Source organism: Pseudomonas sp. 8(2025) (assembly GCF_052665325.1).
Genome location: NZ_JBQOIE010000020.1, coordinates 43,902 through 70,260 on the forward strand (window position 1 = coordinate 43,902; position 26,359 = coordinate 70,260).

37 protein-coding genes are annotated in these 26,359 nt (G+C 58.1%); 5 read left to right on the forward strand and 32 right to left on the reverse strand.

Annotated elements, in window-relative coordinates; all coding sequences use genetic code 11:
- Positions 1-63: 63 nt before the first annotated feature.
- The 4 genes from ACUXVH_RS28030 to ACUXVH_RS28045 are packed head-to-tail and all read left to right on the forward strand — an operon-like array spanning position 64 to position 5,202.
- A complete protein-coding gene (locus ACUXVH_RS28030) occupies positions 64-1,005 on the forward strand; it encodes a hypothetical protein (protein WP_053154150.1) in 942 nt (313 codons plus the stop codon).
- Positions 1,006-1,018: 13 nt separating this feature from the next.
- On the forward strand, positions 1,019-2,305 hold the full coding sequence (locus ACUXVH_RS28035) for a hypothetical protein (protein WP_065363597.1): 1,287 nt from the start codon (positions 1,019-1,021) through the stop codon (positions 2,303-2,305).
- Between the two features lie 3 nt (positions 2,306-2,308).
- On the forward strand, positions 2,309-4,135 hold the full coding sequence (locus ACUXVH_RS28040; RefSeq protein WP_065363596.1) for a hypothetical protein: 1,827 nt from the start codon (positions 2,309-2,311) through the stop codon (positions 4,133-4,135).
- Positions 4,136-4,149: 14 nt separating this feature from the next.
- Positions 4,150-5,202, forward strand: a complete 1,053-nt coding sequence (locus ACUXVH_RS28045) for a hypothetical protein (protein WP_065363595.1) — start codon at positions 4,150-4,152, stop codon at positions 5,200-5,202.
- A 97-nt stretch (positions 5,203-5,299) separates the two neighbouring features.
- On the opposite strand, the gene ACUXVH_RS28050 is transcribed toward ACUXVH_RS28045, so the two are convergent.
- Positions 5,300-5,809, reverse strand: a complete 510-nt coding sequence (locus tag ACUXVH_RS28050; protein WP_011063767.1) for a single-stranded DNA-binding protein — start codon at positions 5,807-5,809, stop codon at positions 5,300-5,302.
- A gap of 9 nt (positions 5,810-5,818) precedes the next feature.
- Positions 5,819-7,213, reverse strand: a complete 1,395-nt coding sequence (locus ACUXVH_RS28055; protein WP_011063768.1) for an MFS transporter — start codon at positions 7,211-7,213, stop codon at positions 5,819-5,821.
- Positions 7,214-7,391: 178 nt separating this feature from the next.
- Between ACUXVH_RS28055 and uvrA the strand changes: the two genes are divergently transcribed.
- Positions 7,392-10,226, forward strand: coding sequence for an excinuclease ABC subunit UvrA (uvrA, locus tag ACUXVH_RS28060; RefSeq protein ID WP_065363594.1), 2,835 nt, complete (start codon positions 7,392-7,394; stop codon positions 10,224-10,226).
- A gap of 118 nt (positions 10,227-10,344) precedes the next feature.
- Here uvrA and bfr read toward each other — a convergent pair whose 3' ends face one another.
- From bfr to rpsJ, 30 genes are all read right to left on the reverse strand, one after another.
- On the reverse strand, positions 10,345-10,809 hold the full coding sequence (gene bfr, locus ACUXVH_RS28065) for a bacterioferritin (protein WP_011063770.1): 465 nt from the start codon (positions 10,807-10,809) through the stop codon (positions 10,345-10,347).
- A 155-nt stretch (positions 10,810-10,964) separates the two neighbouring features.
- Positions 10,965-12,413 carry a catalase gene (locus ACUXVH_RS28070; RefSeq protein ID WP_019094236.1) on the reverse strand — a complete coding sequence of 483 codons (1,449 nt, stop codon included), beginning with the start codon at positions 12,411-12,413 and terminating at the stop codon, positions 10,965-10,967.
- A gap of 176 nt (positions 12,414-12,589) precedes the next feature.
- Positions 12,590-12,976 carry a 50S ribosomal protein L17 gene (gene rplQ / locus ACUXVH_RS28075; protein WP_007924175.1) on the reverse strand — a complete coding sequence of 129 codons (387 nt, stop codon included), beginning with the start codon at positions 12,974-12,976 and terminating at the stop codon, positions 12,590-12,592.
- Positions 12,977-13,018: 42 nt separating this feature from the next.
- The gene (locus tag ACUXVH_RS28080) at positions 13,019-14,020 is read right to left on the reverse strand and encodes a DNA-directed RNA polymerase subunit alpha (RefSeq protein WP_007970428.1); all 1,002 of its coding nucleotides are present in this window, start codon (positions 14,018-14,020) and stop codon (positions 13,019-13,021) included.
- A gap of 22 nt (positions 14,021-14,042) precedes the next feature.
- On the reverse strand, positions 14,043-14,663 hold the full coding sequence (gene rpsD / locus ACUXVH_RS28085; protein ID WP_011063772.1) for a 30S ribosomal protein S4: 621 nt from the start codon (positions 14,661-14,663) through the stop codon (positions 14,043-14,045).
- An 18-nt stretch (positions 14,664-14,681) separates the two neighbouring features.
- Positions 14,682-15,071, reverse strand: a complete 390-nt coding sequence (gene rpsK / locus ACUXVH_RS28090) for a 30S ribosomal protein S11 (protein WP_007924177.1) — start codon at positions 15,069-15,071, stop codon at positions 14,682-14,684.
- Positions 15,072-15,101: 30 nt separating this feature from the next.
- Positions 15,102-15,458, reverse strand: a complete 357-nt coding sequence (gene rpsM, locus ACUXVH_RS28095; protein WP_003186020.1) for a 30S ribosomal protein S13 — start codon at positions 15,456-15,458, stop codon at positions 15,102-15,104.
- 130 nt (positions 15,459-15,588) lie between these two features.
- The gene (gene rpmJ, locus ACUXVH_RS28100) at positions 15,589-15,705 is read right to left on the reverse strand and encodes a 50S ribosomal protein L36 (protein ID WP_002555468.1); all 117 of its coding nucleotides are present in this window, start codon (positions 15,703-15,705) and stop codon (positions 15,589-15,591) included.
- Between the two features lie 24 nt (positions 15,706-15,729).
- On the reverse strand, positions 15,730-17,058 hold the full coding sequence (secY, locus tag ACUXVH_RS28105) for a preprotein translocase subunit SecY (RefSeq protein WP_003210064.1): 1,329 nt from the start codon (positions 17,056-17,058) through the stop codon (positions 15,730-15,732).
- Positions 17,059-17,493: a 50S ribosomal protein L15 gene (rplO, locus tag ACUXVH_RS28110; RefSeq protein ID WP_007924183.1), complete on the reverse strand. Its 435-nt coding sequence runs from the start codon at positions 17,491-17,493 to the stop codon at positions 17,059-17,061. It abuts the gene before it with no gap.
- Between the two features lie 3 nt (positions 17,494-17,496).
- Positions 17,497-17,673: a 50S ribosomal protein L30 gene (gene rpmD, locus ACUXVH_RS28115; protein ID WP_003176408.1), complete on the reverse strand. Its 177-nt coding sequence runs from the start codon at positions 17,671-17,673 to the stop codon at positions 17,497-17,499.
- 2 nt (positions 17,674-17,675) lie between these two features.
- On the reverse strand, positions 17,676-18,176 hold the full coding sequence (gene rpsE / locus ACUXVH_RS28120) for a 30S ribosomal protein S5 (RefSeq protein ID WP_007924184.1): 501 nt from the start codon (positions 18,174-18,176) through the stop codon (positions 17,676-17,678).
- A gap of 3 nt (positions 18,177-18,179) precedes the next feature.
- A complete protein-coding gene (rplR, locus tag ACUXVH_RS28125) occupies positions 18,180-18,530 on the reverse strand; it encodes a 50S ribosomal protein L18 (RefSeq protein WP_003186037.1) in 351 nt (116 codons plus the stop codon).
- A gap of 10 nt (positions 18,531-18,540) precedes the next feature.
- Complete coding sequence (gene rplF, locus ACUXVH_RS28130; protein ID WP_007924185.1) at positions 18,541-19,074, reverse strand: 50S ribosomal protein L6; 534 nt, start codon at positions 19,072-19,074, stop codon at positions 18,541-18,543.
- A gap of 12 nt (positions 19,075-19,086) precedes the next feature.
- Positions 19,087-19,479: a 30S ribosomal protein S8 gene (rpsH, locus tag ACUXVH_RS28135; RefSeq protein ID WP_011063773.1), complete on the reverse strand. Its 393-nt coding sequence runs from the start codon at positions 19,477-19,479 to the stop codon at positions 19,087-19,089.
- A 207-nt stretch (positions 19,480-19,686) separates the two neighbouring features.
- Complete coding sequence (rpsN, locus tag ACUXVH_RS28140; protein WP_003228726.1) at positions 19,687-19,992, reverse strand: 30S ribosomal protein S14; 306 nt, start codon at positions 19,990-19,992, stop codon at positions 19,687-19,689.
- 13 nt (positions 19,993-20,005) lie between these two features.
- Positions 20,006-20,545 carry a 50S ribosomal protein L5 gene (gene rplE, locus ACUXVH_RS28145; RefSeq protein WP_003210069.1) on the reverse strand — a complete coding sequence of 180 codons (540 nt, stop codon included), beginning with the start codon at positions 20,543-20,545 and terminating at the stop codon, positions 20,006-20,008.
- 20 nt (positions 20,546-20,565) lie between these two features.
- Positions 20,566-20,880, reverse strand: a complete 315-nt coding sequence (rplX, locus tag ACUXVH_RS28150; RefSeq protein ID WP_010443924.1) for a 50S ribosomal protein L24 — start codon at positions 20,878-20,880, stop codon at positions 20,566-20,568.
- 11 nt (positions 20,881-20,891) lie between these two features.
- The gene (gene rplN, locus ACUXVH_RS28155; RefSeq protein WP_011063774.1) at positions 20,892-21,260 is read right to left on the reverse strand and encodes a 50S ribosomal protein L14; all 369 of its coding nucleotides are present in this window, start codon (positions 21,258-21,260) and stop codon (positions 20,892-20,894) included.
- Between the two features lie 23 nt (positions 21,261-21,283).
- A complete protein-coding gene (gene rpsQ / locus ACUXVH_RS28160; protein WP_003194644.1) occupies positions 21,284-21,550 on the reverse strand; it encodes a 30S ribosomal protein S17 in 267 nt (88 codons plus the stop codon).
- A 2-nt stretch (positions 21,551-21,552) separates the two neighbouring features.
- Complete coding sequence (rpmC, locus tag ACUXVH_RS28165) at positions 21,553-21,744, reverse strand: 50S ribosomal protein L29 (protein WP_002555481.1); 192 nt, start codon at positions 21,742-21,744, stop codon at positions 21,553-21,555.
- On the reverse strand, positions 21,744-22,157 hold the full coding sequence (rplP, locus tag ACUXVH_RS28170; RefSeq protein ID WP_003228729.1) for a 50S ribosomal protein L16: 414 nt from the start codon (positions 22,155-22,157) through the stop codon (positions 21,744-21,746). The genes rpmC and rplP overlap by 1 nt, the downstream gene beginning before the upstream one ends.
- A 12-nt stretch (positions 22,158-22,169) precedes the next feature.
- Positions 22,170-22,856, reverse strand: a complete 687-nt coding sequence (rpsC, locus tag ACUXVH_RS28175; RefSeq protein ID WP_007924192.1) for a 30S ribosomal protein S3 — start codon at positions 22,854-22,856, stop codon at positions 22,170-22,172.
- 13 nt (positions 22,857-22,869) lie between these two features.
- A complete protein-coding gene (gene rplV / locus ACUXVH_RS28180; protein WP_003103908.1) occupies positions 22,870-23,202 on the reverse strand; it encodes a 50S ribosomal protein L22 in 333 nt (110 codons plus the stop codon).
- A gap of 13 nt (positions 23,203-23,215) precedes the next feature.
- On the reverse strand, positions 23,216-23,491 hold the full coding sequence (gene rpsS, locus ACUXVH_RS28185; RefSeq protein ID WP_002555486.1) for a 30S ribosomal protein S19: 276 nt from the start codon (positions 23,489-23,491) through the stop codon (positions 23,216-23,218).
- A gap of 16 nt (positions 23,492-23,507) precedes the next feature.
- Positions 23,508-24,332 carry a 50S ribosomal protein L2 gene (rplB, locus tag ACUXVH_RS28190; protein ID WP_011063775.1) on the reverse strand — a complete coding sequence of 275 codons (825 nt, stop codon included), beginning with the start codon at positions 24,330-24,332 and terminating at the stop codon, positions 23,508-23,510.
- 14 nt (positions 24,333-24,346) lie between these two features.
- Positions 24,347-24,646 (reverse strand): 50S ribosomal protein L23, encoded by a 300-nt coding sequence (rplW, locus tag ACUXVH_RS28195; protein WP_002555488.1) that lies wholly within the window; start codon positions 24,644-24,646, stop codon positions 24,347-24,349.
- A complete protein-coding gene (gene rplD, locus ACUXVH_RS28200) occupies positions 24,643-25,245 on the reverse strand; it encodes a 50S ribosomal protein L4 (protein WP_007924200.1) in 603 nt (200 codons plus the stop codon). Before rplD ends, rplW begins: the two co-directional genes overlap by 4 nt.
- A 12-nt stretch (positions 25,246-25,257) precedes the next feature.
- Entirely contained in the window at positions 25,258-25,893 is a 636-nt protein-coding gene (rplC, locus tag ACUXVH_RS28205) for a 50S ribosomal protein L3 (RefSeq protein WP_007924205.1), read from the reverse strand.
- Between the two features lie 80 nt (positions 25,894-25,973).
- Positions 25,974-26,285 (reverse strand): 30S ribosomal protein S10, encoded by a 312-nt coding sequence (rpsJ, locus tag ACUXVH_RS28210; RefSeq protein WP_003186070.1) that lies wholly within the window; start codon positions 26,283-26,285, stop codon positions 25,974-25,976.
- Between the last annotated feature and the right edge of the window lie 74 nt (positions 26,286-26,359).

Here is a 26,359-nt window from a genome sequence, read left to right on the forward strand (position 1 = left end):
GCAAAGGCCAGCTCATGGAATGCCGGGCGACCCCGTCGCCCGGCGCTTTCAAAGGAGTGTCAGATGAACGCCAGTCTCTTCAAGCAACTGCTGTTGGCCGCCAGCCTGCTGAGCGCCAGCCAAACGCTATGGGCCGAGACCTACCCCGACAACGTCTACTTCAACATGGGCGTGCACAACGACCGGGGGTGCGACGCCAAGACCAACAACTGCATCGCCAAGCGCAAACCCGGCGAGCCGGCCGATCCGCTCTACCCGGCAACCTGGGTCAGTGACTGGATCATGTACCGGGTCACCGCCAACTACGTGAAGAACCCACCGCCCTACAGCAGCCCGCCCAGCACCCTGAAACCGGCCGACTACACCGTGTCCCGGGGCACCAGCTACTACGACAACGACTATGTGCCGGCCGACAAGGACGGCACCGGGGCGATGATGGAGCACTACGAGAAGTACTGCCTGCCGATCTTCCCGATCAAGGACAACAACTACACCTGCTCCTTCGTTTCCCTGGGCAACAAGGCCTACTTCCTCACCTACCCCGAGGACCGGCCAAAGGACATGCCGGCCTGCTGCATGTTCTCGCCCATGAACCACCCGCCGCGCCGGGACTTCATCAAGCACCTGCCCTACAGCGCCGCCCGCAGCCAGCATCTGGATGGCAGCGTGCAGGCCTACGCGCTGGAGATCCCGGTCCAGCCGAGCCCGATTCTGTTCGGCTATGCGTTCTACAAGAAAGCCAGCAGCGACGGCCCGGGCCAGCCGGCCTATCAGCATCCGCAATCGTTCTATTTCTCCGGTGACGAGAGCGTCGCCAACGCGCCAATCGTCAGCCAGAACTACCTCAACTGGCGCACCGAGAAACCAAATCCGGCCACGACCTGGGACCAGGTGGCGAAGATGTGCCCGGCCAACCCGCCGGACTGCCAGCTCTTCACGCCACCGCCATCGCTGAAGAACGGTGCGCGGCCGCAGTGGAACCAACTTTCGCCCCCCTCGCCATGACAGGAGCCGCCTCATGAACCCTTGGAGCCGTTTCACCGCCCTGTTGTTGCTTGGCCTGGGCAGCCAGCAGGCCAGCGCCCTGCAGCCCAGCGCAGCGGCGCCGCAGACCAGCTGCCCACCCACGGCTGCGGTGCCTGCTGCGGGCGCGTCGCAGCAGGCTTTCGATCAATACAGCTGGAAGATGTTCATCAACCTGAACTGGCCGGCCCAGGCGGGACAGCGCGGAGTGGCCGATTGCAGCAAGCCCCTGGGCAGCCCTGGCGATACCGTGTGGCAGACCTACAAGAGCGTCAGCGAGACCTTCCTCCCCGGGGCCAAGAATCCGGGCCTCTGGAACTCGCAACTGCCCCGCAGAAATCTCAGCCTGATCAACATCGCCGCGGTCAAGAACACCCAGGTGGTGCAAGCGGACAACCAGGCGGTGGGCGGCTGGCTGATTGACCAGCGCGGCAACCCGACCTACTACGACATCGCCGCCAACGAGGTCTCCTACAACTACATCGTCGATAACGACTTCTACAACGCGGTGGTCGTCAACGCAGCGAAGAACATCAGCTTTCCCAACAACGCCGGCGAGATCAAGAGCAGTTGGCGCATCCTCGGCAGCGCCGACGACAGCAGCCGCTATCTGACAATGAAGGCCCTGGTCACCCAGTTCGACAGTCAGGGACAGCCCAACGGCACCACCGAGGCCACTTTGGGATTGGTGGGGTTGCACATCATCAGCAAGGTGGAGGGGTTCCCGCAGTGGATCTGGTCGACCTTCGAGCAGATCGACAACGTGCCTCCCAAGACCCAGCTGGGGGGCCGTTGGGTGGACCAACCGGTCTCGGGGATTTTCTACTCCTACTTCAACGCCAAGGCGCCCGCCGAAAGCCTCAACCAATCCCCCTGCCTGTGGCAGCAACAAGCTGGACAAATGGTCTGTACCCCAAAACCCGGTAACAGCTTCAGTACCCCGGACCCGCTGAACCGGGTCACCCCGATCACGGACGTCACCCAGCAGATCAATACCCAATACCAGGGCGATCCGCAGGTACAGCAAAGCGTGTTCAAGTACTACCAGTTGATCACCACCCAACGCCCGCAGTCGCCGGATAACCCCGGCAACCCCTTGGGGCAACCAACGCCATCACTGTCGGCCAACGTCACCATGGAAAGTTACATCCAGACCAACAGCAGCTGCATGAACTGCCATTCCATGGCCGCACCGCTCAACAGCCAGTACAAGAGCGACTTCTCCTTCCTGTTCAGATTCGCCCAAGCCCCAGTCACCAGCGTCGCCAAGGATAAGGAATAGATCATGAGCATATTGAATGGACCCCGACTGAACTTCTGGGGCGGCATCTCTACCGACGTCAGCGTGCCAAACAACTCACCGACCTTGCCCAATGGCATCGCCACCTCCCTTGAGCTGTTCGACCTGACCACCTCGACCGTGGCGGACCAGGCCAAGACCTATAGCGATGAGCACCTGTACCAACTGATCAACGCCCCGGACCCGAGAATCGGCCCCAACAGCCGGTACACGGCCGGCGGCTGGAATCACTATGGCGAACACGTGGTGACGCTGCACAACGCGCTGATCAGTTCCCAAGGCACCCCGGGCAACATTGCGCTGGAAGGGGATATGGTCGGACAGCCGGTTTACCTGCTCGGCTCCGTGACCCCCGGCACCGGACAAGGTCCCTACTCCGGCCCGATGATGGTCGACCTGGACCCCACAGCCAGCACCACGACCCAGATCTTTGTCGGAGGCCTGCAGATCGGCAACGGCAACACGCCTCAGCTCTTGATTCGCTGGGATACCGTGTGCAGCAGTTTCGACCTCAATACCCGGGTGCTGGAGCCTGCAACCATGGACTCGCCGGGTTCCTTCCATGCCAGCGGCACCTTTCAACTGACCTTTCCGCTGAGCAGCATCGTCAGCTACAACAAGGAAAGTGCCGGACTCCGGGCCTTGATCGAAGCGCCCAACGCTACCGGGATCGTGCTGCGTTTCGTGATGTTCGAAATGTGTCCGACCCTGACCACCGAGCAACTGAATGCCGACTACGCAGCCAACCAGTTCAGCCCGAACCCGAGCATCGGCCGGGTCATCGGTACCCTGGCCACGGCGTTTACCGATGAGCCGCAGATCTGTCCGCCGGGCCGCCAAATCATCAATGCCGACAAAGACCTGAACATCAACAGCGTGGCCTATGCCGAGGTTGCCAACGAGCAACTGAGCATCGACATGGTCAACCTGATCCCCAAGCAGACGTTCAGAGCTGTACGCGACGACATCACCAGCCCCATCGGCCCCAACGCCGACTACGGTACCGTCACCATCGCGGCCGGAACCACGCCCCTGGCAAGCTTTGAACCCAGCGACCCGCTGCTGCAGGACTACTACCGGTACGGCGGCATCATCGACGTGCCGCTCAACTCGACCCAGACACAGTTGGTGCAGAGCACGCCCTTGTGCATTAGTGCGCCCGGGACCACCCGCAACCCGGCGCTGTCGGCCCCCGAATGCCCGTATCGGGTCTACAGCGATCAGCGCAACACCTACCTCGATCCCGACAGCACAGGCGTGCAGATCACCTTGCAAGTCCGTTACCTGGGAGCGCCGGTGCAGAAGGCTACGCCGATCAGCATCGATGCCTCGGCGACCGCCGTCTATCAAGCCAACCGCTACTGGAACTTCCTGGAGCTTCCGAACTCGGTAACGGTGCCGGCCGGTCAACCTTCGGTGAGTTTCAACGTCGTTCCCGTCGCCGGTTCCAATACCCAGGCTGGCTTCACCACACTGACCTACACCATCGACAACAACCCTCTGACCCAGAGCTTCAGCAACTTCCGCAAGTACGCCTGGAGCGACTTCGGCGTTCCAACAGGCAGCATCGTCACCTGGGAACAGGCGTTTCAAAACGTGCTGCGCTTTCATTACCTGGCCTTCCCCGCCATGTCGCGCTACATCCAGCTCAATCAGCCCGACGCGGTGATGGGTTACAAACAGGCGATCCTGGCCCGGATATCCCCCGAGTACCAGAACACCACCTTGTACATGTCCGTGGTGCGTTCGATGTCGCCAAGCCAACGCTCCCTGCTGACCGCCTACCTCAACGGCACGCCCTGGCAGCCTTGAACAAGGAGAAGACCATGCCCGTTGCTCTGCATATTCCCACCCAGCTCGAGCAGGTGCTGCGACCGGATCACGTCATCGCCGAGGGCCTGCTCAACCCTCGCGGGGTTTGCCTGCAAGGCGATGGCAGCCTGCTGCTGGCGGAAGCCGGCTCGGGCCTGCCGGACCAGCCGTTCAGCGGCCGCATCAGCCGCCTGCGTCCGGATCCGGGCCAGCCGGGCGCCTACCTGCCGCCCCAGGTCGTGGCTCAGGGTTTTCGTTCGATGAACATGCAATCGCGCATGCTTCGCGACGAAATCATGGGCCTGTCGGACATCGCCCTCGGCAACGGGCGCTGCCTGGCCAGCCAAACCGACTACGTCGCCGGCTCCAAGCTGCTGGACCTGCAATACAACCCGCCCGAGCCGCTGTTCCATAGTCGCGGCAACCTCAACTCGCTGTGCTATCACCCGTCGCGCCGCAGCTGGCTGGCGGTCAAGCCCGATAGCAACCAACTGGTGGAGTTCAGCGAGGGCGCTGAACAAGTCCTGGCGCAACTGCCCGATCTGGATCAGGGCCAGGAAGCCGTGCCGGTGACCCTGGTGCACGAGCCGCAGACGGATGCCGTGCTGATCAGCCTGTTCTCCGGCGAGCTGCGCCGGGACCCGGCGCGGATGGGTATCGACTTCGCCGACAAGGCGGGCCAGGTGATCCGGGTCTGGCCCGAGAGCGGCAGGATCGAGGTGCTGATTCGCGGACTGCAACTGCCCACCGGGCTGGCGCTGGACCCGCAGGAGCGGATCCTGGTGCTGGAACTGTGCGACCGGCTGCTGCAACCGTTGCCGCCGGACTGGGCCGGCGAAGTCCTGCACGGCGGCTTCGCCCGCTTCAGCGGCCGCCTGCTGCGCTGCGATTTGCAGCAACGAAGCGTGCAAGTACTCGCCAAGGGCCTGGATACGCCTTCCAACCTGTGCTGCGTCGGAGAAGCGGTGCTGGTGAGTGAAGGCATGGGCCTGAGTGGGCGGCCGATTCCGACGCCGGAGCAGCAGGTGGTCGCACTGAGCGGCCGACTGCGGCGAGTGGCGCTTTGAGCTGAGTGATGCGGCACACCGGTTAAACCCGGGCATAAAAAAACGGGGCCATCTGCATGGCCCCGTTTTTATCGATGCTGAACGCTGAAAACAGCGATCAGAACGGAATATCGTCATCGAAGCTGTCGAAGTCCGGAGCCGGCTGCGGAGCGGCCTGCTGTGGCGCTGGACGCGACTCACGCTGTGGCTGCGGAGCAGGACGGGACTGCTGTGGACGCGGTGCCGAGTTGGACATGCCGCCCTGGCCTTGCTGGTCGCCCTGTGGACGGCCACCCAGCAGCTGCATGGTGCCCTGCATGTCGACGATGATTTCGGTGGTGTAGCGCTTGATACCGTCTTTCTCCCACTCGCGGGTCTGCAGCTTGCCCTCGATGTAGACCTGCGAACCCTTGCGCAGGTATTCACCGGCGATCTCCGCGACCTTGCCGAACATCGACACGCGGTGCCACTCGGTGCGCTCGACCTTCTGACCGGTCTGCTTGTCGGTCCACTGCTCGCTGGTGGCCAGACTCAGGTTGGTCACGGCGTTACCGTTAGGCAGGTAGCGAACTTCGGGATCCTGGCCGCAAGTGCCGACCAATATGACTTTGTTAACCCCACGGGCCATAACGTTCTCCTAGGCTTCGCTCGCCGACGGCGCTGGATTGACCAGTTGCTCGAGGGTCGTGCGATCCAATAATTCGGTGTCCAATTTGATGTAAATGGCGGCCTCTTCGGCCACCACTACGGCATCTGTTACCCCAACAACGGCCTTCAGGCGCTCGACCAGGCCGGCTTCGCGGATCGCTTCGGGCGATAACGGCAAGCGCAGGCTCGTCACATACGGGGGCTCGCGCATGGTAACAGCAAAGGCCAGCCAGAGTGCAGCCAGGACTGCGCATCCAAGGAACACAGCCGACAAACCGCCATGCTGGAACAACCAGCCGCCGAGGATGCCGCCCAGTGCCGAACCGAGGAACTGGCTGGTGGAATACACCCCCATCGCCGTTCCTTTACCACCCGCCGGCGAAACCTTGCTGATCAGCGACGGCAAGGACGCTTCCAGCAGGTTGAACGCGGTGAAGAACACCACGGTACCAATCACCAGCGCCCGCAGGCTGTCGCCGAACTCCCAGAAGAATAGCTCGGTGAGCAGCAGCGTACTGACCGCGCCCAACAGAACTCGTTTCATTTTGCGTTTCTTCTCGCCGTAGATGATGAACGGGATCATGGCGAAGAACGAAATCAGCAGTGCGGTGAGGTAGACCCACCAGTGCTGCTCCTTGGGCAGGCCGGCTTTTTCCACCAGCGCCAGGGGCAAGGCCACGAAGCTCGACATGAGCATCGCGTGCAACACGAAGATACCAAGATCCAGGCGCAGCAGATCGGGGTGCTTGAGGGTCGGGATCAGCGCCTGGCGCGCCACTCCGGATTCCCGGTGCTGCAGCGGCCCGGTTGAGCGCGGCACCATGAAGGCGATGATCAGAATGCCCACCAGGGCCATGGCCCCGGTGGCCAGGAACAGCCCCGAAAGTCCGAAACTGCGGGTCAGCAGCGGGCCAACCACCATGGCCACGGCAAAGGACAGACCGATGGTCATGCCAATCATGGCCATGGCCTTGGTCCGGTGCTGTTCGCGGGTCAGGTCGGAAAGCAGCGCCATCACCGCCGCGGAAATTGCGCCGGCGCCCTGCAGGATACGCCCGGCGATCACCCCCCAGATCGAATCGGCGTTGGCCGCCAGCACACTGCCCAGGGCGAACACGATCAACCCCAGGTAGATAACCGGACGACGACCGATACGGTCGGAAATGATCCCGAAGGGAATCTGGAACACTGCCTGGGTCAGGCCATAGGCACCAATCGCCAGCCCGATCAGGGTCGGGGTCGCTCCTGCGAGATCCATTCCATAGGTCGCCAGGACCGGCAGTACCATGAACATGCCAAGCATACGGAAGGCGAACACCAGGGCCAGCCCGCTTGCCGCGCGGGTCTCGCTGCCACTCATGCGTTCGTTGTGGGGATCGTGCATGGATAAACCTCATGTGAACCGGCGGCGATTCTACCAGTCGGATCGATTGAGGGGGTATATGGCGACGCTTTGCCGCGCAGCCCATGCCAGCGATCAAAAAAGCGCCGAACGATAGTGTGCATCCATCCAGTGTTTGGTTTTATACTCCTGCCTTTACGCCCGCCGATCGAGGCCACTTTTGGACAAGATTCTGATTCGTGGGGCCCGCACCCACAACCTGAAGAACATCGACCTGACCCTGCCGCGGGACAAGTTGATCGTCATCACCGGGCTGTCTGGGTCCGGCAAGTCGTCCCTGGCTTTCGACACGCTGTATGCCGAAGGCCAGCGCCGCTATGTCGAGTCGCTCTCGGCCTATGCCCGACAGTTCCTGTCGATGATGGAAAAGCCCGATGTCGACACCATCGAAGGCCTCTCGCCGGCGATTTCCATCGAACAGAAATCCACCTCCCACAACCCGCGCTCCACCGTCGGCACCATCACCGAGATCTACGACTACCTGCGCCTGCTCTATGCCCGCGTCGGTACTCCACGCTGCCCGGACCACGACATCCCGCTGGAAGCCCAGACCGTCAGCCAGATGGTCGACCTGGTGCTGGCCCAGCCCGAAGGCAGCAAGCTGATGCTGCTGGCCCCGGTGATCCGCGAGCGCAAGGGCGAACATCTGTCGGTCTTCGAAGAGTTGCGAGCCCAGGGCTTCGTTCGCGCCCGGGTCAACGGCAAGCTGTTCGAGCTGGACGAGCTGCCGAAGCTGGATAAACAGAAGAAGCACTCCATCGATGTGGTGGTCGACCGCTTCAAGGTCCGCGCCGACCTGCAGCAGCGCCTGGCCGAATCCTTTGAAACCGCCTTGAAACTGGCGGACGGGATTGCCCTGGTGGCGCCGATGGACGACGAGCCGGGAGAAGAGATGATCTTCTCCGCGCGCTTCGCCTGCCCGATCTGCGGCCATGCCATCAGCGAACTGGAACCCAAGCTGTTCTCCTTCAACAACCCGGCCGGTGCGTGCCCGACCTGCGACGGGCTGGGGGTCAAGCAGTTCTTCGACATCAAGCGCCTGGTCAATGGCGAGCTGACCCTGGCCGAAGGGGCGATACGCGGCTGGGACCGGCGCAACGTCTATTACTTCCAGATGCTCGGTTCGCTGGCCTCTCATTACGGCTTCAGCCTGGAAGTACCGTTCAACCAACTGCCCGCGGATCAGCAGAAGGTCATCCTGCACGGCAGCGGCACCCAGAACGTAGACTTCAAATACCTCAACGACCGGGGCGACATCGTCAAGCGCTCCCACCCGTTCGAAGGGATAGTGCCGAATCTAGAGCGCCGCTACCGGGAAACCGAATCGGCCACCGTGCGTGAAGAGCTGGCCAAGTTCCTCAGCACCCAGCCCTGCCCGGATTGCCGTGGCACCCGCCTGCGTCGCGAAGCGCGGCACGTCTGGGTGGGCGAGAAAACCCTGCCGGCAGTCACCAGCCTGCCCATCGGCGACGCCACCGATTATTTCGGCACCCTGAAACTCACCGGGCGCCGTGGCGAAATCGCCGACAAGATCCTCAAGGAAATCCGCGAGCGCCTGCAGTTCCTGGTCAACGTCGGGCTCGACTACCTGACCCTGGACCGCAGCGCGGACACCCTGTCCGGCGGCGAAGCCCAGCGTATCCGCCTGGCCAGCCAGATCGGCGCCGGCCTGGTGGGGGTGATGTACATCCTCGACGAGCCGTCCATCGGACTGCACCAGCGGGACAATGATCGCCTGTTGGGAACCCTGAAACACCTGCGCGACATCGGCAACACGGTGATCGTGGTTGAACACGATGAAGACGCCATTCGCCTGGCCGACTATGTCGTCGATATCGGCCCGGGGGCCGGTGTGCACGGCGGGCGAATCGTTGCCGAAGGCACCGCCGCAGAGGTCATGGCCCATCCGGACTCCCTGACCGGCAAATACCTCTCGGGCCGGGTGAAGATCGTGGTGCCGGCCAAGCGCACGCCGCGCAACAAGAAGCTCTCCCTGACCCTCAAGGGCGCTCGCGGCAACAACCTGCGCAATGTCGACCTGGAGATCCCCATTGGCCTGCTGACCTGCGTCACTGGGGTATCGGGCTCGGGCAAGTCGACCCTGATCAACAACACCCTGTTCCCCTTGAGCGCCACCGCACTGAATGGCGCCACCACCCTGGAAGTCGCGCCACACGACAGCATCAACGGCCTGCAGCACCTGGACAAGGTAGTGGATATCGACCAGAGCCCGATCGGCCGGACTCCGCGCTCCAACCCGGCGACCTACACCGGGCTGTTCACCCCGATCCGCGAGCTGTTCGCCGGGGTACCCGAGTCGCGCTCCCGGGGCTACGGGCCCGGTCGCTTCTCCTTCAACGTCAAGGGTGGGCGCTGCGAGGCTTGCCAGGGCGATGGCCTGATCAAGGTGGAAATGCACTTCCTGCCGGACATCTACGTGCCCTGCGACGTGTGCAAGAGCAAGCGGTACAACCGCGAAACCCTGGAAATCAAGTACAAGGGCAAGAGCATCCACGAGGTGCTGGAAATGACCATCGAGGAAGCCAGGGAGTTCTTCGACCCGGTGCCTGCCCTGGCGCGCAAGCTGCAGACCCTGATGGATGTGGGCCTGTCCTACATCAAGTTGGGGCAGTCGGCGACGACCCTGTCCGGTGGCGAAGCGCAGCGGGTCAAGTTGTCTCGCGAGCTGTCCAAGCGCGACACCGGCAAGACTCTGTATATCCTTGATGAGCCGACCACGGGCCTGCACTTTGCGGATATCCAGCAGTTGCTGGACGTACTGCACCGCCTGCGCGATCACGGCAACACCGTGGTGGTGATCGAACACAACCTGGATGTGATCAAGACTGCCGACTGGCTGGTGGACCTGGGGCCGGAAGGCGGTTCCAAGGGCGGCCAGATCATTGCCGTGGGCACCCCGGAGCAGGTTGCGGAGATGCCGCAGTCCCATACCGGGCACTACCTCAAGCCGTTGCTGACCCGCGACCGCGCCTGAGGCCCATGAAAAAGCCCCTGGCACTTGACGGTGCCAGGGGCTTTTTTGTCTCTAGGGGTTGCTGCCCCTCCCGCAGAAGCGAGCTTTACTCGCGAACAGGCAGCAACACCTAAGGCAATCAGAACTGCGATTGCAGGTAGTTCTCCAGGCCGATGGACTTGATCAGGCCCAACTGCTTCTCCAGCCAGTAGGTGTGATCTTCCTCGGTATCCGCCAGCTGGATGCGCAAGATGTCGCGGCTGACATAGTCCTTGTGCAACTCGCACAGCTCGATGCCTTTGCACAACGCGGCGCGCACCTTGTATTCCAGGCGCAGGTCGCTGGCCAGCATCTCCGGCACCGTGGTTCCGGTGTCGAGATCGTCAGGGCGCATGCGCGGAGTGCCTTCGAGCATCAGGATGCGGCGCATCAGGGCGTCGGCGTGTTGCGCCTCTTCTTCCATTTCATGGTTGATACGCTCATAGAGCTTGGTAAAGCCCCAGTCTTCGTACATCCGCGAGTGGATGAAATATTGGTCGCGTGCTGCCAGTTCGCCCGTCAGCAACGTGTTGAGGTAATCGATTACGTCCGGGTGACCTTGCATCGCCCTACATCTCCCTGCTTGAAAGTGGATAGTTTGAACCAAGCTGACTTGCAGGTCACTTAGAAACAGCTGAAAAAGTGAAGAATATCTGAGAAAACCAGTAGAAATAACGCAAAAACCGCCCGAATGAGGGCGGTTCTGCTTCTTATTTAGACTTACTTGAGCGATACACCCAAAGCTTTGGCGATGCCTTCGCCGTAAGCCGGGTCGGCCTTGTAGAAATGCTGCAACTGCCGATCAACCACATCAGCCGTCACTCCAGCCATGGCGCCGGCGATGTTATTGATCAGCAATGCCTTCTGCTCATCGTTCATCAGGCGGAACAACGCACCAGCGTGGCTGTAGTAGTCGGTGTCTTCACGATGATCGTAGCGGTCCGCAGCACCGCTGAGTGCCAGGGCCGGCTCGGCATAACGTGGAGCCTGCTTCGGCGCATCGCCATAGCTGTTGGGCTCGTAGTTAGGCGCCGCACCACCATTGGTACCGAAAGCCATGGAGCCGTCGCGCTGGTAGCTGTTCACCGGGCTCAATGGAGCGTTCACCGGCAACTGTTGGTGGTTGGTACCCACACGGTAGCGATGCGCGTCGGCGTATGCGAATACCCGGCCTTGCAGCATGCGGTCCGGCGAAAGACCTACCCCAGGTACCATGTTGCTAGGGCCGAATGCAGCCTGCTCGACCTCTGCAAAGTAATTCAACGGGTTGCGGTTCAGTTCCAGCTCACCCACTTCGATCAACGGGAACTCTTTCTGCGACCAGGTCTTGGTCACATCGAAGGGGTTCTCGTAATGCGCGGCGGCTTGAGCTTCGGTCATGACCTGGATGCACACGCTCCATTTCGGAAACTCACCGCGCTCGATCGCATTGAACAGGTCGCGCTGGGCGTAATCAGGATCGGTACCGGCCAGGCGCGCTGCGTCAGCCGGCGCCAGGTTCTTGATGCCCTGCTTGGTCTTGTAGTGCCACTTGACCCAGTGCCGCTCACCCTTGGCGTTGATCAGACTGTAGGTGTGGCTGCCAAAGCCATGCATGTGGCGGTAGCCGTCCGGAATACCCCGATCGGAAAACAGAATGGTTACCTGGTGCAGCGCCTCGGGCGAATGGGACCAGAAATCCCACATCATCTGGGCACTTTTCAGATTGCTCTGGGGCAAGCGCTTCTGGGTGTGGATAAAGTCGGGAAACTTCAGCGGGTCGCGAATGAAGAACACCGGGGTGTTGTTGCCTACGATGTCCCAGTTGCCTTCTTCGGTGTAGAACTTGAGGGCAAAGCCGCGTGGGTCCCGCTCGGTGTCTGCCGAACCACGCTCGCCGCCTACCGTGGAAAAACGCAGGAAGGTCGGAGTCTTCTTGCCTACCGCCTCAAACAACTTGGCGCTGGTGTACTCGGTGATATCACGAGAAACGGTGAAAGTGCCATAGGCGCCTGAACCCTTGGCGTGCACGCGACGCTCGGGAATATTCTCGCGGTTGAAATGGGCGAGCTTTTCGATCAGGTGAAAATCGTCGAGAAGCAGAGGGCCCCGGGGGCCGGCGGAACGAGAGTTCTGGTTATCAGCGACAGGAGCGCCACTTGCGGTAGTAAGAGTTTTGGTCTGGCTCATGCTCAATCTTCCTCTGTCAGTCTGTGAAACTGCCGGCTAATCGGCTGACAAAGAGTATTGACCACCAGTGTTACAACATCCAATGCATTACACATTAGCTAACGATAGAAATATCCAATATAGGCAGACACAAAAAACCGGGCGCTAGGCCCGGTTCCTTGTTTCAGACTGACGTCTTACTCAGCGGATACAGCTTCACCGCCGACAGCACGATCAACCAGTTCAACGTACGCCATAGGAGCGTTGTCGCCAGCGCGGAAACCGCACTTGAGGATGCGCAGGTAGCCACCCTCACGGGTAGCGTAGCGCTTGCCCAGGTCGTTGAAGAGCTTACCAACGATAGCTTTCGAACGGGTACGGTCGAAAGCCAGACGGCGGTTAGCCAGGCTGTCTGTCTTGGCCAAAGTGATCAGCGGCTCGGCAACGCGGCGCAGTTCTTTAGCTTTCGGCAGTGTAGTTTTGATCAGCTCGTGCTCGAACAGCGACACCGCCATGTTCTGGAACATGGCCTTGCGGTGCGAGCTGGTGCGGCTCAGGTGACGCCCACTTTTACGATGACGCATGGTTCATTCCTTACCAAACACAACGTTCGGTGATTACGACGATCAGGCAGTCGCCTTGTCGTCCTTCTTAAGACTTGCAGGCGGCCAGTTGTCGAGGCGCATGCCGAGGGACAGACCGCGGGAGGCCAGAACGTCCTTGATTTCAGTCAAGGATTTCTTGCCCAGGTTCGGAGTCTTCAACAGTTCTACTTCGGTACGCTGAATCAGGTCGCCGATGTAGTAAATGTTTTCCGCCTTAAGGCAGTTAGCCGAACGTACAGTCAGTTCCAGATCGTCAACCGGGCGAAGCAGGATCGGATCGATCTCGTCTTCCTGCTCGACTACCACTGGCTCACTGTCACCCTTGAGGTCGACGAACGCAGCCAACTGCTGTTGCAGGATGGTTGCAGCACGACGGATAGCCTCTTCAGGATCCAGAGTACCGTTGGTTTCCAGATCAATAACCAGCTTGTCCAGGTTAGTACGCTGCTCGACACGGGCGTTTTCCACCACGTATGCGATACGGCGAACCGGGCTGAACGAAGAGTCGAGCTGCAAGCGACCAATGCTGCGGCTTTCGTCTTCATCGCTCTGACGCGAGTCGGCCGGTTCATAACCACGACCACGAGCTACTACGAGCTTCATGTTCAGGGCGCCGTTAGACGCCAGGTTAGCGATTACGTGATCGGGATTAACGATCTCGACATCATGATCCAGCTGAATATCGGCAGCGGTAACCACCCCCGAACCCTTCTTCGACAAGGTCAGCGTAACTTCGTCACGGCCGTGCAGCTTGATAGCCAGACCTTTAAGGTTCAACAGGATTTCAATTACGTCTTCCTGTACACCTTCGATGGCGCTGTACTCGTGGAGCACACCGTCAATCTCGGCCTCGACTACTGCACAGCCGGGCATTGAGGACAACAGGATGCGGCGCAGCGCGTTGCCCAGGGTGTGGCCAAAACCACGCTCGAGAGGCTCGAGGGTGATCTTGGCGCGGGTTGGACTGACAACCTGCACATCAATGTGGCGGGGTGTCAGGAACTCATTTACCGAAATCTGCATGGATGCACCTATTTTCTAGCCCTTACTTGGAGTAGAGCTCGACAATCAGGCTTTCGTTGATGTCGGCGGACAGATCACTGCGAGCTGGAACGTTCTTGAAAACGCCCGACTTCTTCTCAGTGTCTACTTCTACCCATTCTACGCGGCCACGTTGAGCACACAGATCGAGAGCTTGGACAATGCGAAGTTGATTTTTTGCTTTCTCGCGAACAGCGACCACGTCACCAGCACGAACCTGGTAGGACGGAACGTTAACGGTCTGACCGTTTACGCTGATCGACTTGTGCGATACCAGCTGACGGGATTCGGCACGAGTAGAACCGAAGCCCATGCGGTACACAACGTTGTCCAGACGGCATTCGAGCAGTTGCAACAGGTTTTCGCCGGTTGCGCCCTTCTTGCCAGCTGCTTGTTTGTAGTAGCCGCTGAATTGACGCTCGAGTACGCCGTAGATACGACGAACTTTTTGCTTTTCACGCAGCTGGGTGCCGTAGTCGGATTGACGACCGCGACGCTGGCCGTGGATGCCAGGAGCTGCTTCGATGTTGCACTTGGATTCGATAGCGCGCACGCCGCTCTTCAGGAAGAGATCGGTGCCTTCGCGACGAGCCAGTTTGCATTTTGGACCAATGTAACGAGCCATTCTTTACAATCTCCTGGATTACACGCGGCGCTTCTTCGGCGGACGGCACCCGTTGTGCGGGATTGGCGTCACGTCGGTGATGCTGGCGATCTTGTAGCCACAGCCGTTCAAAGCGCGGACTGCGGATTCACGACCTGGACCTGGACCCTTGACGTTGACGTCGAGGTTTTTCAGGCCATATTCCAGCGCAGCTTGACCAGCACGCTCAGCAGCTACTTGAGCAGCGAACGGGGTGGACTTGCGAGAACCGCGGAAACCCGAACCACCGGAGGTTGCCCAGGAAAGAGCGTTACCTTGACGGTCGGTGATGGTCACGATGGTGTTGTTGAAAGACGCGTGGATGTGGGCGATGCCATCAACCACTGTCTTTTTAATCTTTTTACGAGGACGAGCAGCAGGTTTTGCCATGACTAAATTCCTGTCGATTCGCTGGTGCGATTACTTGCGGATCGGCTTACGCGGACCTTTGCGAGTACGCGCGTTGGTCTTGGTACGCTGACCGCGCACTGGAAGACCACGACGATGGCGCAGACCGCGGTAGCAGCCCAGATCCATCAAGCGTTTGATTTTCATGTTGATTTCGCGACGCAGGTCACCTTCAGTGGTGAACTTCGCCACTTCGCCACGCAGCTGTTCAATTTGCTCGTCGCTCAGATCCTTGATCTTCGCAGCTGGGTTGACCCCAGTCACCGCGCAGATTTTCTGCGCAGTAGTGCGACCAACACCATAGATGTAGGTCAGCGAGATAACAGTATGCTTGTTATCTGGAATGTTAACGCCTGCAATACGGGCCATTCAGTGGGACTCCAATTGACAGCTACCTACGCCCCGGAAGCCAAGAAATAGGGCGCGAGATAATATCGCTGTAATAACAAATAATCAACCCGGCAGCGCACTAGCTGCCGGGCTTGAAGCACAATCACACTCAGCCTTGGCGCTGTTTGTGACGCGGTTCCGCGCTGCAAATTACTCGAACAACACCTTCGCGGCGAATAATCTTGCAGTTACGGCACAGCTTTTTCACCGATGCACGAACTTTCATCACCAACTCCTCGAACCTTATGGATTAGCGCAGCATGCCGCTGCCGTAACCCTTCAGGTTGGCTTTCTTCATCAGGGATTCGTACTGGTGGGAAACGAGGTGCGATTGTACTTGCGACATAAAGTCCATAACAACCACGACCACGATCAGCAACGAGGTCCCGCCAAGGTAGAACGGAACGTTTGCAGCAACCACCAAGAACTGGGGCAACAGGCAGACGGCCGTCATATATAGAGCACCGAACATGGTCAAACGAGTCAGAACGCCATCAATATAGCGCGCCGACTGCTCACCTGGACGGATGCCCGGAATAAAGGCACCGGACTTCTTCAGGTTTTCCGCTACGTCTTTCGGATTGAACATCAACGCCGTATAGAAGAAGCAGAAGAAAATAATCCCTGCACTAAACAGCAGAATATTCAACGGCTGACCAGGAGCGATCGACTGCGAGATGTCCTGCAACCAGCCCATACCTTCAGACTGACCGAACCAGGCACCCAACGAAGCCGGAAACAGCAAAATGCTGCTCGCGAAGATAGCAGGAATAACACCGGCCATATTCACTTTCAGCGGCAAGTGGCTGGTCTGCGCAGCAAATACCTTGCGGCCCTGCTGACGCTTGGCGTAATGAACAGCAATACGACGCTGACCACGCTCAATGAACACCACAAAACCGATAATCGCTACTGCCAGCAAACCGATCGCAACCAGGGCAAAAATGTTGATATCACCCTGACGTGCAGACTCGAAAGACTGCCCGATCGCTCTCGGAAGACCGGCGACGATACCTGCGAAAATCAACATCGAGATACCGTTGCCAACACCACGCTCAGTAATCTGCTCACCCAGCCACATCATGAACATCGCACCAGCCACAAAAGTGGATACCGCGACGAAATGGAAGCCAAAGTCACCAGTGAACGCAACACCCTGACCCGCCAAGCCAACGGACATGCCGATAGCTTGAACCAGGGCCAGGATGACAGTGCCGTAGCGGGTGTACTGGCTGATCTTGCGACGGCCAGCTTCACCTTCCTTCTTCAACTGCTCCAACTGCGGGCTGACGGCTGTCATCAGCTGCATGATGATCGATGCCGAGATATACGGCATGATCCCCAGTGCAAAGATACTCATCCGTTCCAGCGCGCCGCCGGAAAACATGTTGAACAAGCTAAGAATGGTCCCCTCATTCTGTCGAAACAGGTCCGCGAGTCGGTCAGGGTTGATACCTGGAACCGGGATGTGTGCGCCTATTCGGTAGACGATAATCGCCAAGAACAGAAAACGCAGACGAGCCCAAAGTTCAGACATACCGCCTTTGCCGAGCGCAGAGAGAGCACCTTGCTTAGCCATTTATTCCTCGAACTTGCCGCCAGCTGCTTCGATAGCCGCACGCGCACCTTTGGTGGCTGCGATACCCTTGATGGTCACAGCGCGAGTAACTTCGCCGGACAGCATGATTTTCACACGCTGAACGTTTTGGTTAATCACGTTGGCATCTTTCAGGGACTGCACGGTGACGATGTCGCCTTCCACTTTAGCCAGCTCGGACAGACGCACTTCTGCGCGATCCATGGCCTTCAGGGAAACGAAACCGAACTTCGGCAGGCGACGATGCAGCGGCTGTTGACCGCCTTCAAAGCCTGGAGCAATGGTGCCACCGGAGCGGGAAGTCTGACCTTTGTGGCCACGGCCACCAGTCTTACCCAAACCACTACCGATACCACGGCCCGGACGATGCTTTTCGCGACGGGAACCCGGCGCTGGACTCAGATCATTGAGTTTCATCGATTAACCCTCGACACGCAGCATGTAGTAAGCCTTGTTGATCATCCCGCGATTCTCGGGAGTATCCTGGACTTCTACAGTGTGACCGATGCGACGCAGACCCAGACCCTTAACGCACAGTTTGTGGTTAGGGATACGGCCGGTCATGCTTTTGATCAGCGTTACTTTTACGGTAGCCATGATCAGATGATCTCCTGGACGCTTTTGCCACGCTTGGCGGCAATGGATTCAGGGGACTGCATTGCTTTCAAACCCTTGAAAGTGGCGTGAACCACGTTTACTGGGTTAGTCGAGCCGTAGCACTTGGCCAGAACGTTCTGAACGCCAGCTACCTCGAGGACAGCACGCATAGCGCCGCCAGCGATGATACCGGTACCTTCAGAAGCAGGCTGCATGTACACCTTGGAAGCGCCGTGAGCGGACTTCATTGCGTACTGCAGAGTGGTGCCGTTCAGGTCAACTTGGATCATATTGCGGCGAGCAGCTTCCATTGCCTTCTGGATCGCAGCAGGCACTTCACGCGACTTGCCACGGCCGAAGCCAACACGGCCCTTACCATCACCAACCACGGTCAACGCGGTGAAAGTGAAGATACGGCCGCCTTTTACGGTTTTGGCTACGCGGTTAACTTGAACCAGCTTCTCGATGTAGCCTTCGTCGCGCTTTTGGTCGTTATTTGACATAACTTAGAACTCCAGCCCAGCTTCACGAGCAGCATCAGCCAGCGCCTTGACGCGGCCGTGGTACTTGAAGCCAGAGCGGTCGAAAGCCACCTGCGAGACGCCAGCGGCTTTCGCACGCGTAGCGACCAGCTGGCCAACCTTAGTGGCCGCGTCGATGTTGCCAGTGGCGCCATCACGCAGTTCTTTATCCAAAGTCGAGGCACTTGCCAGGACTTTGTTGCCGTCGGCCGAAATGACCTGGGCGTAGATGTGCTGCGAAGAGCGGAACACGCAGAGACGCACGACTTCGAGTTCGTGCATTTTCAGGCGTGCTTTGCGAGCGCGACGCAGTCGAGTAACTTTTTTGTCGGTCATTTGCTATGCCCTACTTCTTCTTGGCTTCTTTACGACGGACGACTTCGTCCGCGTAGCGCACACCTTTGCCTTTGTAAGGCTCTGGTGGACGGAAGTCGCGGATCTCAGCGGCCACTTGACCTACCAGCTGCTTATCGATGCCCTTGATCAGGATATCGGTCTGGCTAGGAGTCTCAGCGGTGATGCCTTCCGGCAGTTCGTAATCCACTGGATGCGAGAAGCCGAGGGCCAGGTTCAGCACTGTGCCTTTTGCCTGTGCCTTGTAACCAACACCGACCAGCTGGAGCTTGCGCTCGAAGCCTTGGCTTACGCCTTGGACCATGTTGTTTACCAGAGCACGAGTGGTACCGGCCATTGCGCGAGTTTGTTGGTCGCCGTTGCGAGCAGCGAAACGCAGCTCACCAGCTTCCTGAACAATTTCAACGGACGAGTGTACGTTCAGTTCGAGAGTGCCCTTGGCACCCTTCACCGAAAGCTGTTGGCCGGCGAATTTGACTTCGACACCAGCTGGCAGCTTAACGGGGTTCTTAGCGACGCGAGACATGCTTATCCCCCCTTAGAACACAGTGCAAAGAACTTCGCCGCCGACACCGGCAGCGCGCGCAGCACGATCAGTCATCACACCTTTGTTGGTGGAGACGATAGACACGCCAAGACCGCCACGTACTTTCGGCAGTTCTTCAACGGACTTGTACTGACGCAGGCCTGGACGGCTAACGCGCTTCACTTCTTCGATGACCGGACGGCCTTCGAAGTACTTCAGCTCGATGGACAGCAGAGGTTTGATTTCGCTGCTGATCTGATAACCCGCGATGTAACCTTCGTCCTTCAGGACTTTTGCTACAGCCACCTTCAGCGTGGAAGACGGCATGCTTACGACGGACTTTTCAGCCATCTGGGCATTACGGATTCGAGTTAGCATGTCCGCTAACGGGTCCTGCATACTCATGGGCTAGATGCTCCTGATACAAAAAGAATTAGCCTTGCGGCTACAACTGTCGCCGAGAAATTCCGGGCAAAAAACACGGGCTCAGGCGAGCCGGTCATTCTAGACACACCCCAGAAATGAATCAAGCCCCAAAAGGGGCTTGATTCACGTTCAAGGCCACCGGCGATCGGGATCTTGCGAGCCCGAACACCGAGACTTTGATAGCTATTACCAGCTGGCTTTAACCAGACCTGGTACGTCACCACGCATTGCAGCTTCACGCAGCTTGTTACGGCCCAGGCCGAACTTGCGGTAAACGCCGTGCGGACGACCAGTCAGGCGGCAGCGGTTACGCATGCGCGAAGCGCTTGCATCACGTGGCTGCTTCTGCAGAGCTACGGTAGCTTCCCAACGAGCTTCTGGACTTGCGTTCAGATCCACGATGATAGCTTTCAGCGCTGCACGCTTGGTGGCGTACTTGGCAACGGTGAGCTGACGCTTCAGCTCACGGTTCTTCATGCTCTTCTTGGCCATTTTCCTACTCCAATCAGTTGCGGAACGGGAATTTGAAAGCACGCAGCAGAGCGCGGCCTTCATCATCGTTCTTAGCAGTGGTGGTCAGGGTAATGTCCAGACCGCGGAGAGCATCGATCTTGTCGTAATCGATTTCCGGGAAAATGATCTGCTCTTTAACGCCCATGCTGTAGTTGCCACGACCGTCGAAGGACTTGGCATTCAGGCCGCGGAAGTCGCGAACCCGAGGCAGGGAGATCGACAGCAGACGATCCAGGAACTCGTACATACGCTCACGGCGCAGGGTCACTTTGACGCCGATCGGCCATCCTTCGCGGACTTTGAAGCCAGCGATGGATTTACGAGCGTAGGTCACAACGACTTTCTGGCCGGTGATCTTTTCCAGGTCAGCAACAGCATGCTCGATGACTTTTTTGTCGCCGATTGCTTCGCCCAGACCCATGTTCAGGGTGATTTTGGTAACGCGCGGAACTTCCATCACGTTCGAAAGCTTAAGTTCTTCCTTAAGTTTCGGAGCGATTTCCTTCCGGTAAATCTCTTTTAGTCGTGCCATGGTCTTCTACCTAGCAGTGTTCAAGCATCAACCGCTTTTTGGGTCGACTTGAAGACACGAATTTTTTTGCCGTCTTCTACTTTGAAACCAACGCGGTCAGCCTTGTTGGTTTCGCTGTTGAAAATGGCGACGTTGGAAGCGTGCAGTGGCGCTTCTTTCTCGACGATACCGCCCTGTACGCCCGACATCGGGTTAGGCTTGGTATGACGCTTGACCAGGTTCAGGCCACCGACGACCAGACGGTCGTCAGCCAGAACCTTAAGCACCTTACCGCGCTTACCTTTGTCTTTGCCGGCGATCACGATGATCTCGTCGTCACGACGAATCTTTTGCATGTCGGATCTCCTTACAGCACTTCTGGGGCGAGCGAGACGATCTTCATGAACTTCTCGTTGCGAAGTTCACGGGTCACTGGCCCAAAGATACGGGTGCCGATCGGCTCTTGCTTGTTGTTCAACAGAACAGCAGCGTTGCCATCAAAGCGGATGATGGAGCCGTCTGCACGACGAACACCATGGCGAGTGCGGACTACAACAGCAGTCATCACTTGGCCTTTTTTCACCTTACCGCGAGGAATTGCTTCCTTGACGGTAACTTTGATGATGTCACCGATACCAGCGTAACGACGATGGGAGCCACCCAGCACCTTGATGCACATAACGCGGCGAGCGCCGCTGTTATCGGCCACATCGAGCATGGATTGAGTCTGAATCATATAATTTCTCCGACCCCTAGCCCTTAGACTTCCACAGCGCGTTCGAGAACATCAACCAGGGCCCAAGACTTGGTCTTGGCCATCGGACGAGTTTCACGAATAGTGACTTTGTCGCCGATGTGGCACTGATTGGTTTCGTCGTGCGCGTGCAGCTTAGTCGAACGCTTAACGTATTTACCGTAGATAGGGTGCTTAACGCGACGCTCGATCAGAACGGTGATGGTCTTGTCCATCTTGTCGCTGACAACACGGCCAGTCAGCGTACGGACAGTTTTTTCGGCTTCAGCCATGATTACTTACCTGCCTGCTGGTTGAGCACAGTCTTCACGCGAGCGATGTCACGCTTAACTTGCGAGAGCAGATGAGACTGCCCCAACTGGCCAGTTGCTTTCTGCATACGCAGATTGAACTGGTCGCGCAGCAGGCCGAGCAGTTGCTCGTTCAGCTGCTGTGCGGATTTTTCACGAAGTTCATTCGCTTTCATCACATCACCGTCCGTTTAACAAAGGAGGTGGCGAGCGGCAGCTTTGCAGCAGCCAGGGCGAAAGCCTCACGCGCCAGCTCTTCAGAAACACCCTCGATTTCATACAGGACTTTGCCTGGCTGAATCTGGGCTACCCAGTATTCGACGTTACCCTTACCTTTACCCATCCGAACTTCGAGAGGCTTTTTGGAAATAGGCTTGTCCGGGAATACACGGATCCAGATCTTGCCACCACGTTTTACGTGACGGGTCAGAGCACGACGCGCTGACTCGATCTGACGAGCGGTGAGACGACCACGAGCAACAGACTTCAGCGCGAACTCGCCGAAGCTGACTTTGCTACCGCGCAATGCCAGACCACGGTTGTGGCCGGTCATTTGCTTGCGGAACTTCGTACGCTTTGGTTGCAACATTTGGCGTACCCCTTACTTAGCAGCTTTTTTACGAGGCGCAGGTGCTTGCGGCTTCAGCTCTTCTTGGCGACCACCAATTACTTCGCCTTTGAAGATCCAAACCTTCACACCGATCACACCGTAAGTGGTGTGAGCTTCGTAGGTGGCATAGTCGATATCGGCACGCAGGGTGTGCAGTGGCACACGACCTTCGCGATACCATTCAGTACGTGCGATTTCAGCACCGCCGAGACGACCGCTCACTTGGATTTTGATGCCTTTGGCACCAATGCGCATGGCGTTCTGTACGGCGCGCTTCATAGCACGACGGAACATTACGCGGCGCTCCAGCTGCTGAGCTACGCTCTGCGCAACCAGCATACCGTCGAGCTCCGGCTTGCGGATCTCTTCGATATTGATGTGCACAGGCACACCCATTTGCTTGGTCAGGTCCTGACGCAGCTTCTCAACATCTTCACCTTTCTTGCCGATCACGATGCCGGGACGAGCGGTGTGGATGGTGATGCGTGCAGTTTGAGCCGGACGATGGATATCGATACGGCTTACGGACGCGCTTTTTAGTTTGTCTTGGAGATACTCACGCACATTCAGATCTGCGAGCAAATAGTCCGCATAAGTCCGACCGTCTGCGTACCAGACGGAGGTGTGCTCCTTGACGATTCCCAGGCGAATGCCAATGGGATGTACTTTCTGACCCATCTCTTCGACTCCGTTACTTGTCAGCAACCTTGACAGTGATATGGCAAGACCGCTTGACGATGCGATCAGCACGGCCTTTGGCACGTGGCATGATGCGCTTCAGCGAACGCCCTTCGTTGACGAAAACGGTGGAGACCTTCAGGTCATCAACGTCTGCGCCTTCGTTATGCTCGGCGTTGGCTACGGCCGACTCCAGCACTTTCTTCATGATCTCGGCGGCTTTCTTACTGCTGAAAGCCAACAGGTTGAGCGCTTCGCCCACCTTCTTCCCGCGGATCTGGTCGGCGACCAAGCGGGCTTTCTGGGCGGAGATTCGAGCGCCCGACAACTTAGCGGCTACTTCCATCATTCCTTACCCCTTAACGCTTGGCTTTCTTGTCAGCCACGTGCCCGCGATATGTACGGGTACCGGCGAACTCGCCCAGTTTGTGGCCGACCATGTCTTCGTTCACGAGAACTGGAACATGCTGACGACCGTTATGCACAGCAATGGTCAGACCGACCATTTGTGGCAGGATCATGGAACGGCGCGACCAGGTCTTAACTGGTTTGCGATCGTTCTTTTCCGCCGCCACTTCGATCTTCTTCAGTAGGTGAAGATCAATAAAAGGACCTTTTTTCAGAGAACGTGGCACTGTCGTATCCCTCTATTTACTTGCGACGACGGACGATCATTTTGTCGGTACGCTTATTACCACGAGTCTTCGCGCCCTTAGTCGGGAAGCCCCATGGCGATACCGGATGACGACCACCAGAGGTACGACCTTCACCACCACCATGTGGGTGGTCAACCGGGTTCATGGCAACACCACGAACGGTTGGGCGAACGCCACGCCAGCGTTTGGCACCAGCTTTACCCAGCGAACGCAGGCTGTGCTCGGAGTTCGAGACTTCGCCCAGGGTCGCGCGGCATTCAGCCAGCACTTTACGCATCTCACCAGAACGCAGACGCAGGGTCACGTAGACACCTTCACGAGCGACCAGCTGAGCCGAAGCACCAGCCGAACGAGCGATTTGCGCGCCTTTACCTGGCTTCAGTTCGATGCCGTGTACGGTGCTACCAACTGGAATGTTGCGCAGTTGCAGAGCGTTGCCCGGCTTGATCGGTGCCAGAGCACCTGCGATCAGCTGGTCGCCAGCGCTCACGCCTTTAGGGGCGATGATGTAGCGACGCTCGCCATCTGCGTACAGCAGCAGAGCGATGTGAGCAGTACGGTTTGGATCGTATTCGATACGCTCGACAGTGGCAGCGATGCCATCTTTGTCGTTGCGACGGAAGTCGACCAGACGGTAATGCTGCTTATGACCACCACCAACGTGACGAGTGGTAATGCGGCCATTGTTGTTACGACCACCAGACTTCGATTTCTTCTCGAGCAGCGGTGCGTGAGGAGCGCCTTTATGCAGCTCCTGGTTGACCACCTTGACCACAAAACGGCGGCCAGGGGAAGTCGGTTTGCATTTAACGATTGCCATGATGCACCCCTTCCTTACTCAGCACTGCTGCTGAAATCGAGATCTTGGCCTGGCTGAAGGGAGATAACTGCCTTCTTCCAGTCATTACGCTTGCCCAGACCGCGAGCGGTACGCTTGCTCTTACCCAGAACGTTCAGGGTAGTAACGCGTTCCACTTTCACGCTGAACAGGCTTTCGACGGCCTTCTTGATTTCCAGCTTGGTTGCGTCAGTAGCAACCTTGAAAACGAACTGGCCTTTCTTGTCTGCCAGAACCGTAGCCTTCTCGGAAACGTGCGGGCCAAGCAGAACTTTAAATACGCGTTCCTGGTTCATCCCAGCAGCTCCTCGAATTTCTTCACGGCCGACACAGTGATCAACACTTTGTCGTATGCGATCAGACTAACTGGATCGGAACCTTGCACGTCACGAACATCAACGTGTGGCAGGTTACGAGCAGCCAGGTACAGGTTCTGATCAACAGCGTCCGACACGATCAGAACGTCGGTCAGGCTCATGTTGTTCAGCTTGCCCAGCAGATCTTTGGTTTTCGGAGTTTCAACAGCGAAATCCTGAACCACGACCAGACGATCAGTACGCACCAGCTCAGCAAGGATGGAACGCATTGCTGCGCGATACATCTTCTTGTTCAGCTTCTGGGAGTGATCCTGAGGACGAGCTGCGAAAGTGGTACCGCCGCCACGCCAGATTGGGCTACGGATAGTACCGGCACGAGCACGGCCAGTACCTTTCTGACGCCATGGGCGCTTGCCGCCACCGGAAACGTCGGAACGGGTCTTTTGCTGCTTGCTACCTTGACGGCCGCCGGCCATGTAGGCCACGACTGCTTGGTGAACCAGCGTCTCGTTGAATTCGCCGCCAAATGTCAGTTCGGAAACTTCGATCGCTTGAGCGTCATTTACATTTAATTGCATGTCAGCTTCCCCTTAACCGCGAGCCTTGGCCGCCGGACGTACAACCAGGTTGCCGCCAGTAGCGCCAGGAACAGCACCCTTGACCAACAACAGATTGCGTTCAGCGTCGACGCGCACTACTTCCAGGGACTGCACGGTCACGCGCTCAGCGCCCATATGACCGGACATTTTTTTGCCCTTGAATACACGACCAGGAGTCTGGCACTGGCCAATAGAGCCCGGGACGCGGTGGGAAACGGAGTTACCGTGGGTGTTATCTTGACCGCGGAAATTCCAACGCTTGATGGTACCGGCGAAGCCTTTACCTTTCGACTGACCGGTAACGTCTACCAGTTGGCCAGCAGCGAAGATTTCTGCATTGATCAGATCGCCAGCTTGGTACTCGCCTTCTTCAAGACGGAATTCCCAAACGCCACGACCGGCAGCAACGTTCGCTTTAGCGAAGTGACCTGCTTGAGCAGCAGTCACGCGCGAAGCACGACGCTCACCTACAGTGACCTGCACTGCACGATAGCCATCGGTTTCTTCAGTTTTGAACTGGGTGACGCGATTCGGCTCGATCTCAATGACCGTGACCGGAATGGAGACACCTTCTTCGGTGAAAATACGGGTCATACCGCATTTACGACCGACTACACCAATAGTCATGTTGTAAACCTCATGAGTGTACGGGGCTTTCACCCGCTATGGCCGCCCATTTCAGAGCGTTACACGACTAAGACCGAGTCTTAGCCGAGGCTGATCTGCACTTCCACACCTGCCGCAAGATCAAGCTTCATAAGAGCATCAACGGTTTTATCCGTTGGCTGGACGATGTCCAGTACGCGCTTATGAGTACGGATCTCGTACTGGTCACGCGCGTCTTTGTTGACGTGCGGGGAGACCAGAACGGTGAACCGCTCTTTACGGGTAGGCAGTGGAATTGGACCACGCACTTGAGCACCAGTACGTTTCGCGGTTTCCACGATTTCCTGGGTGGATTGGTCGATCAGGCGATGGTCGAAAGCCTTCAACCTGATACGGATTTGCTGATTTTGCATTGGATTTCAGACTCCAGGCTGCTATTCCCACCGGGCGCAATACGCCCGTTAAAAGGAGGCGCAATTCTATAGAC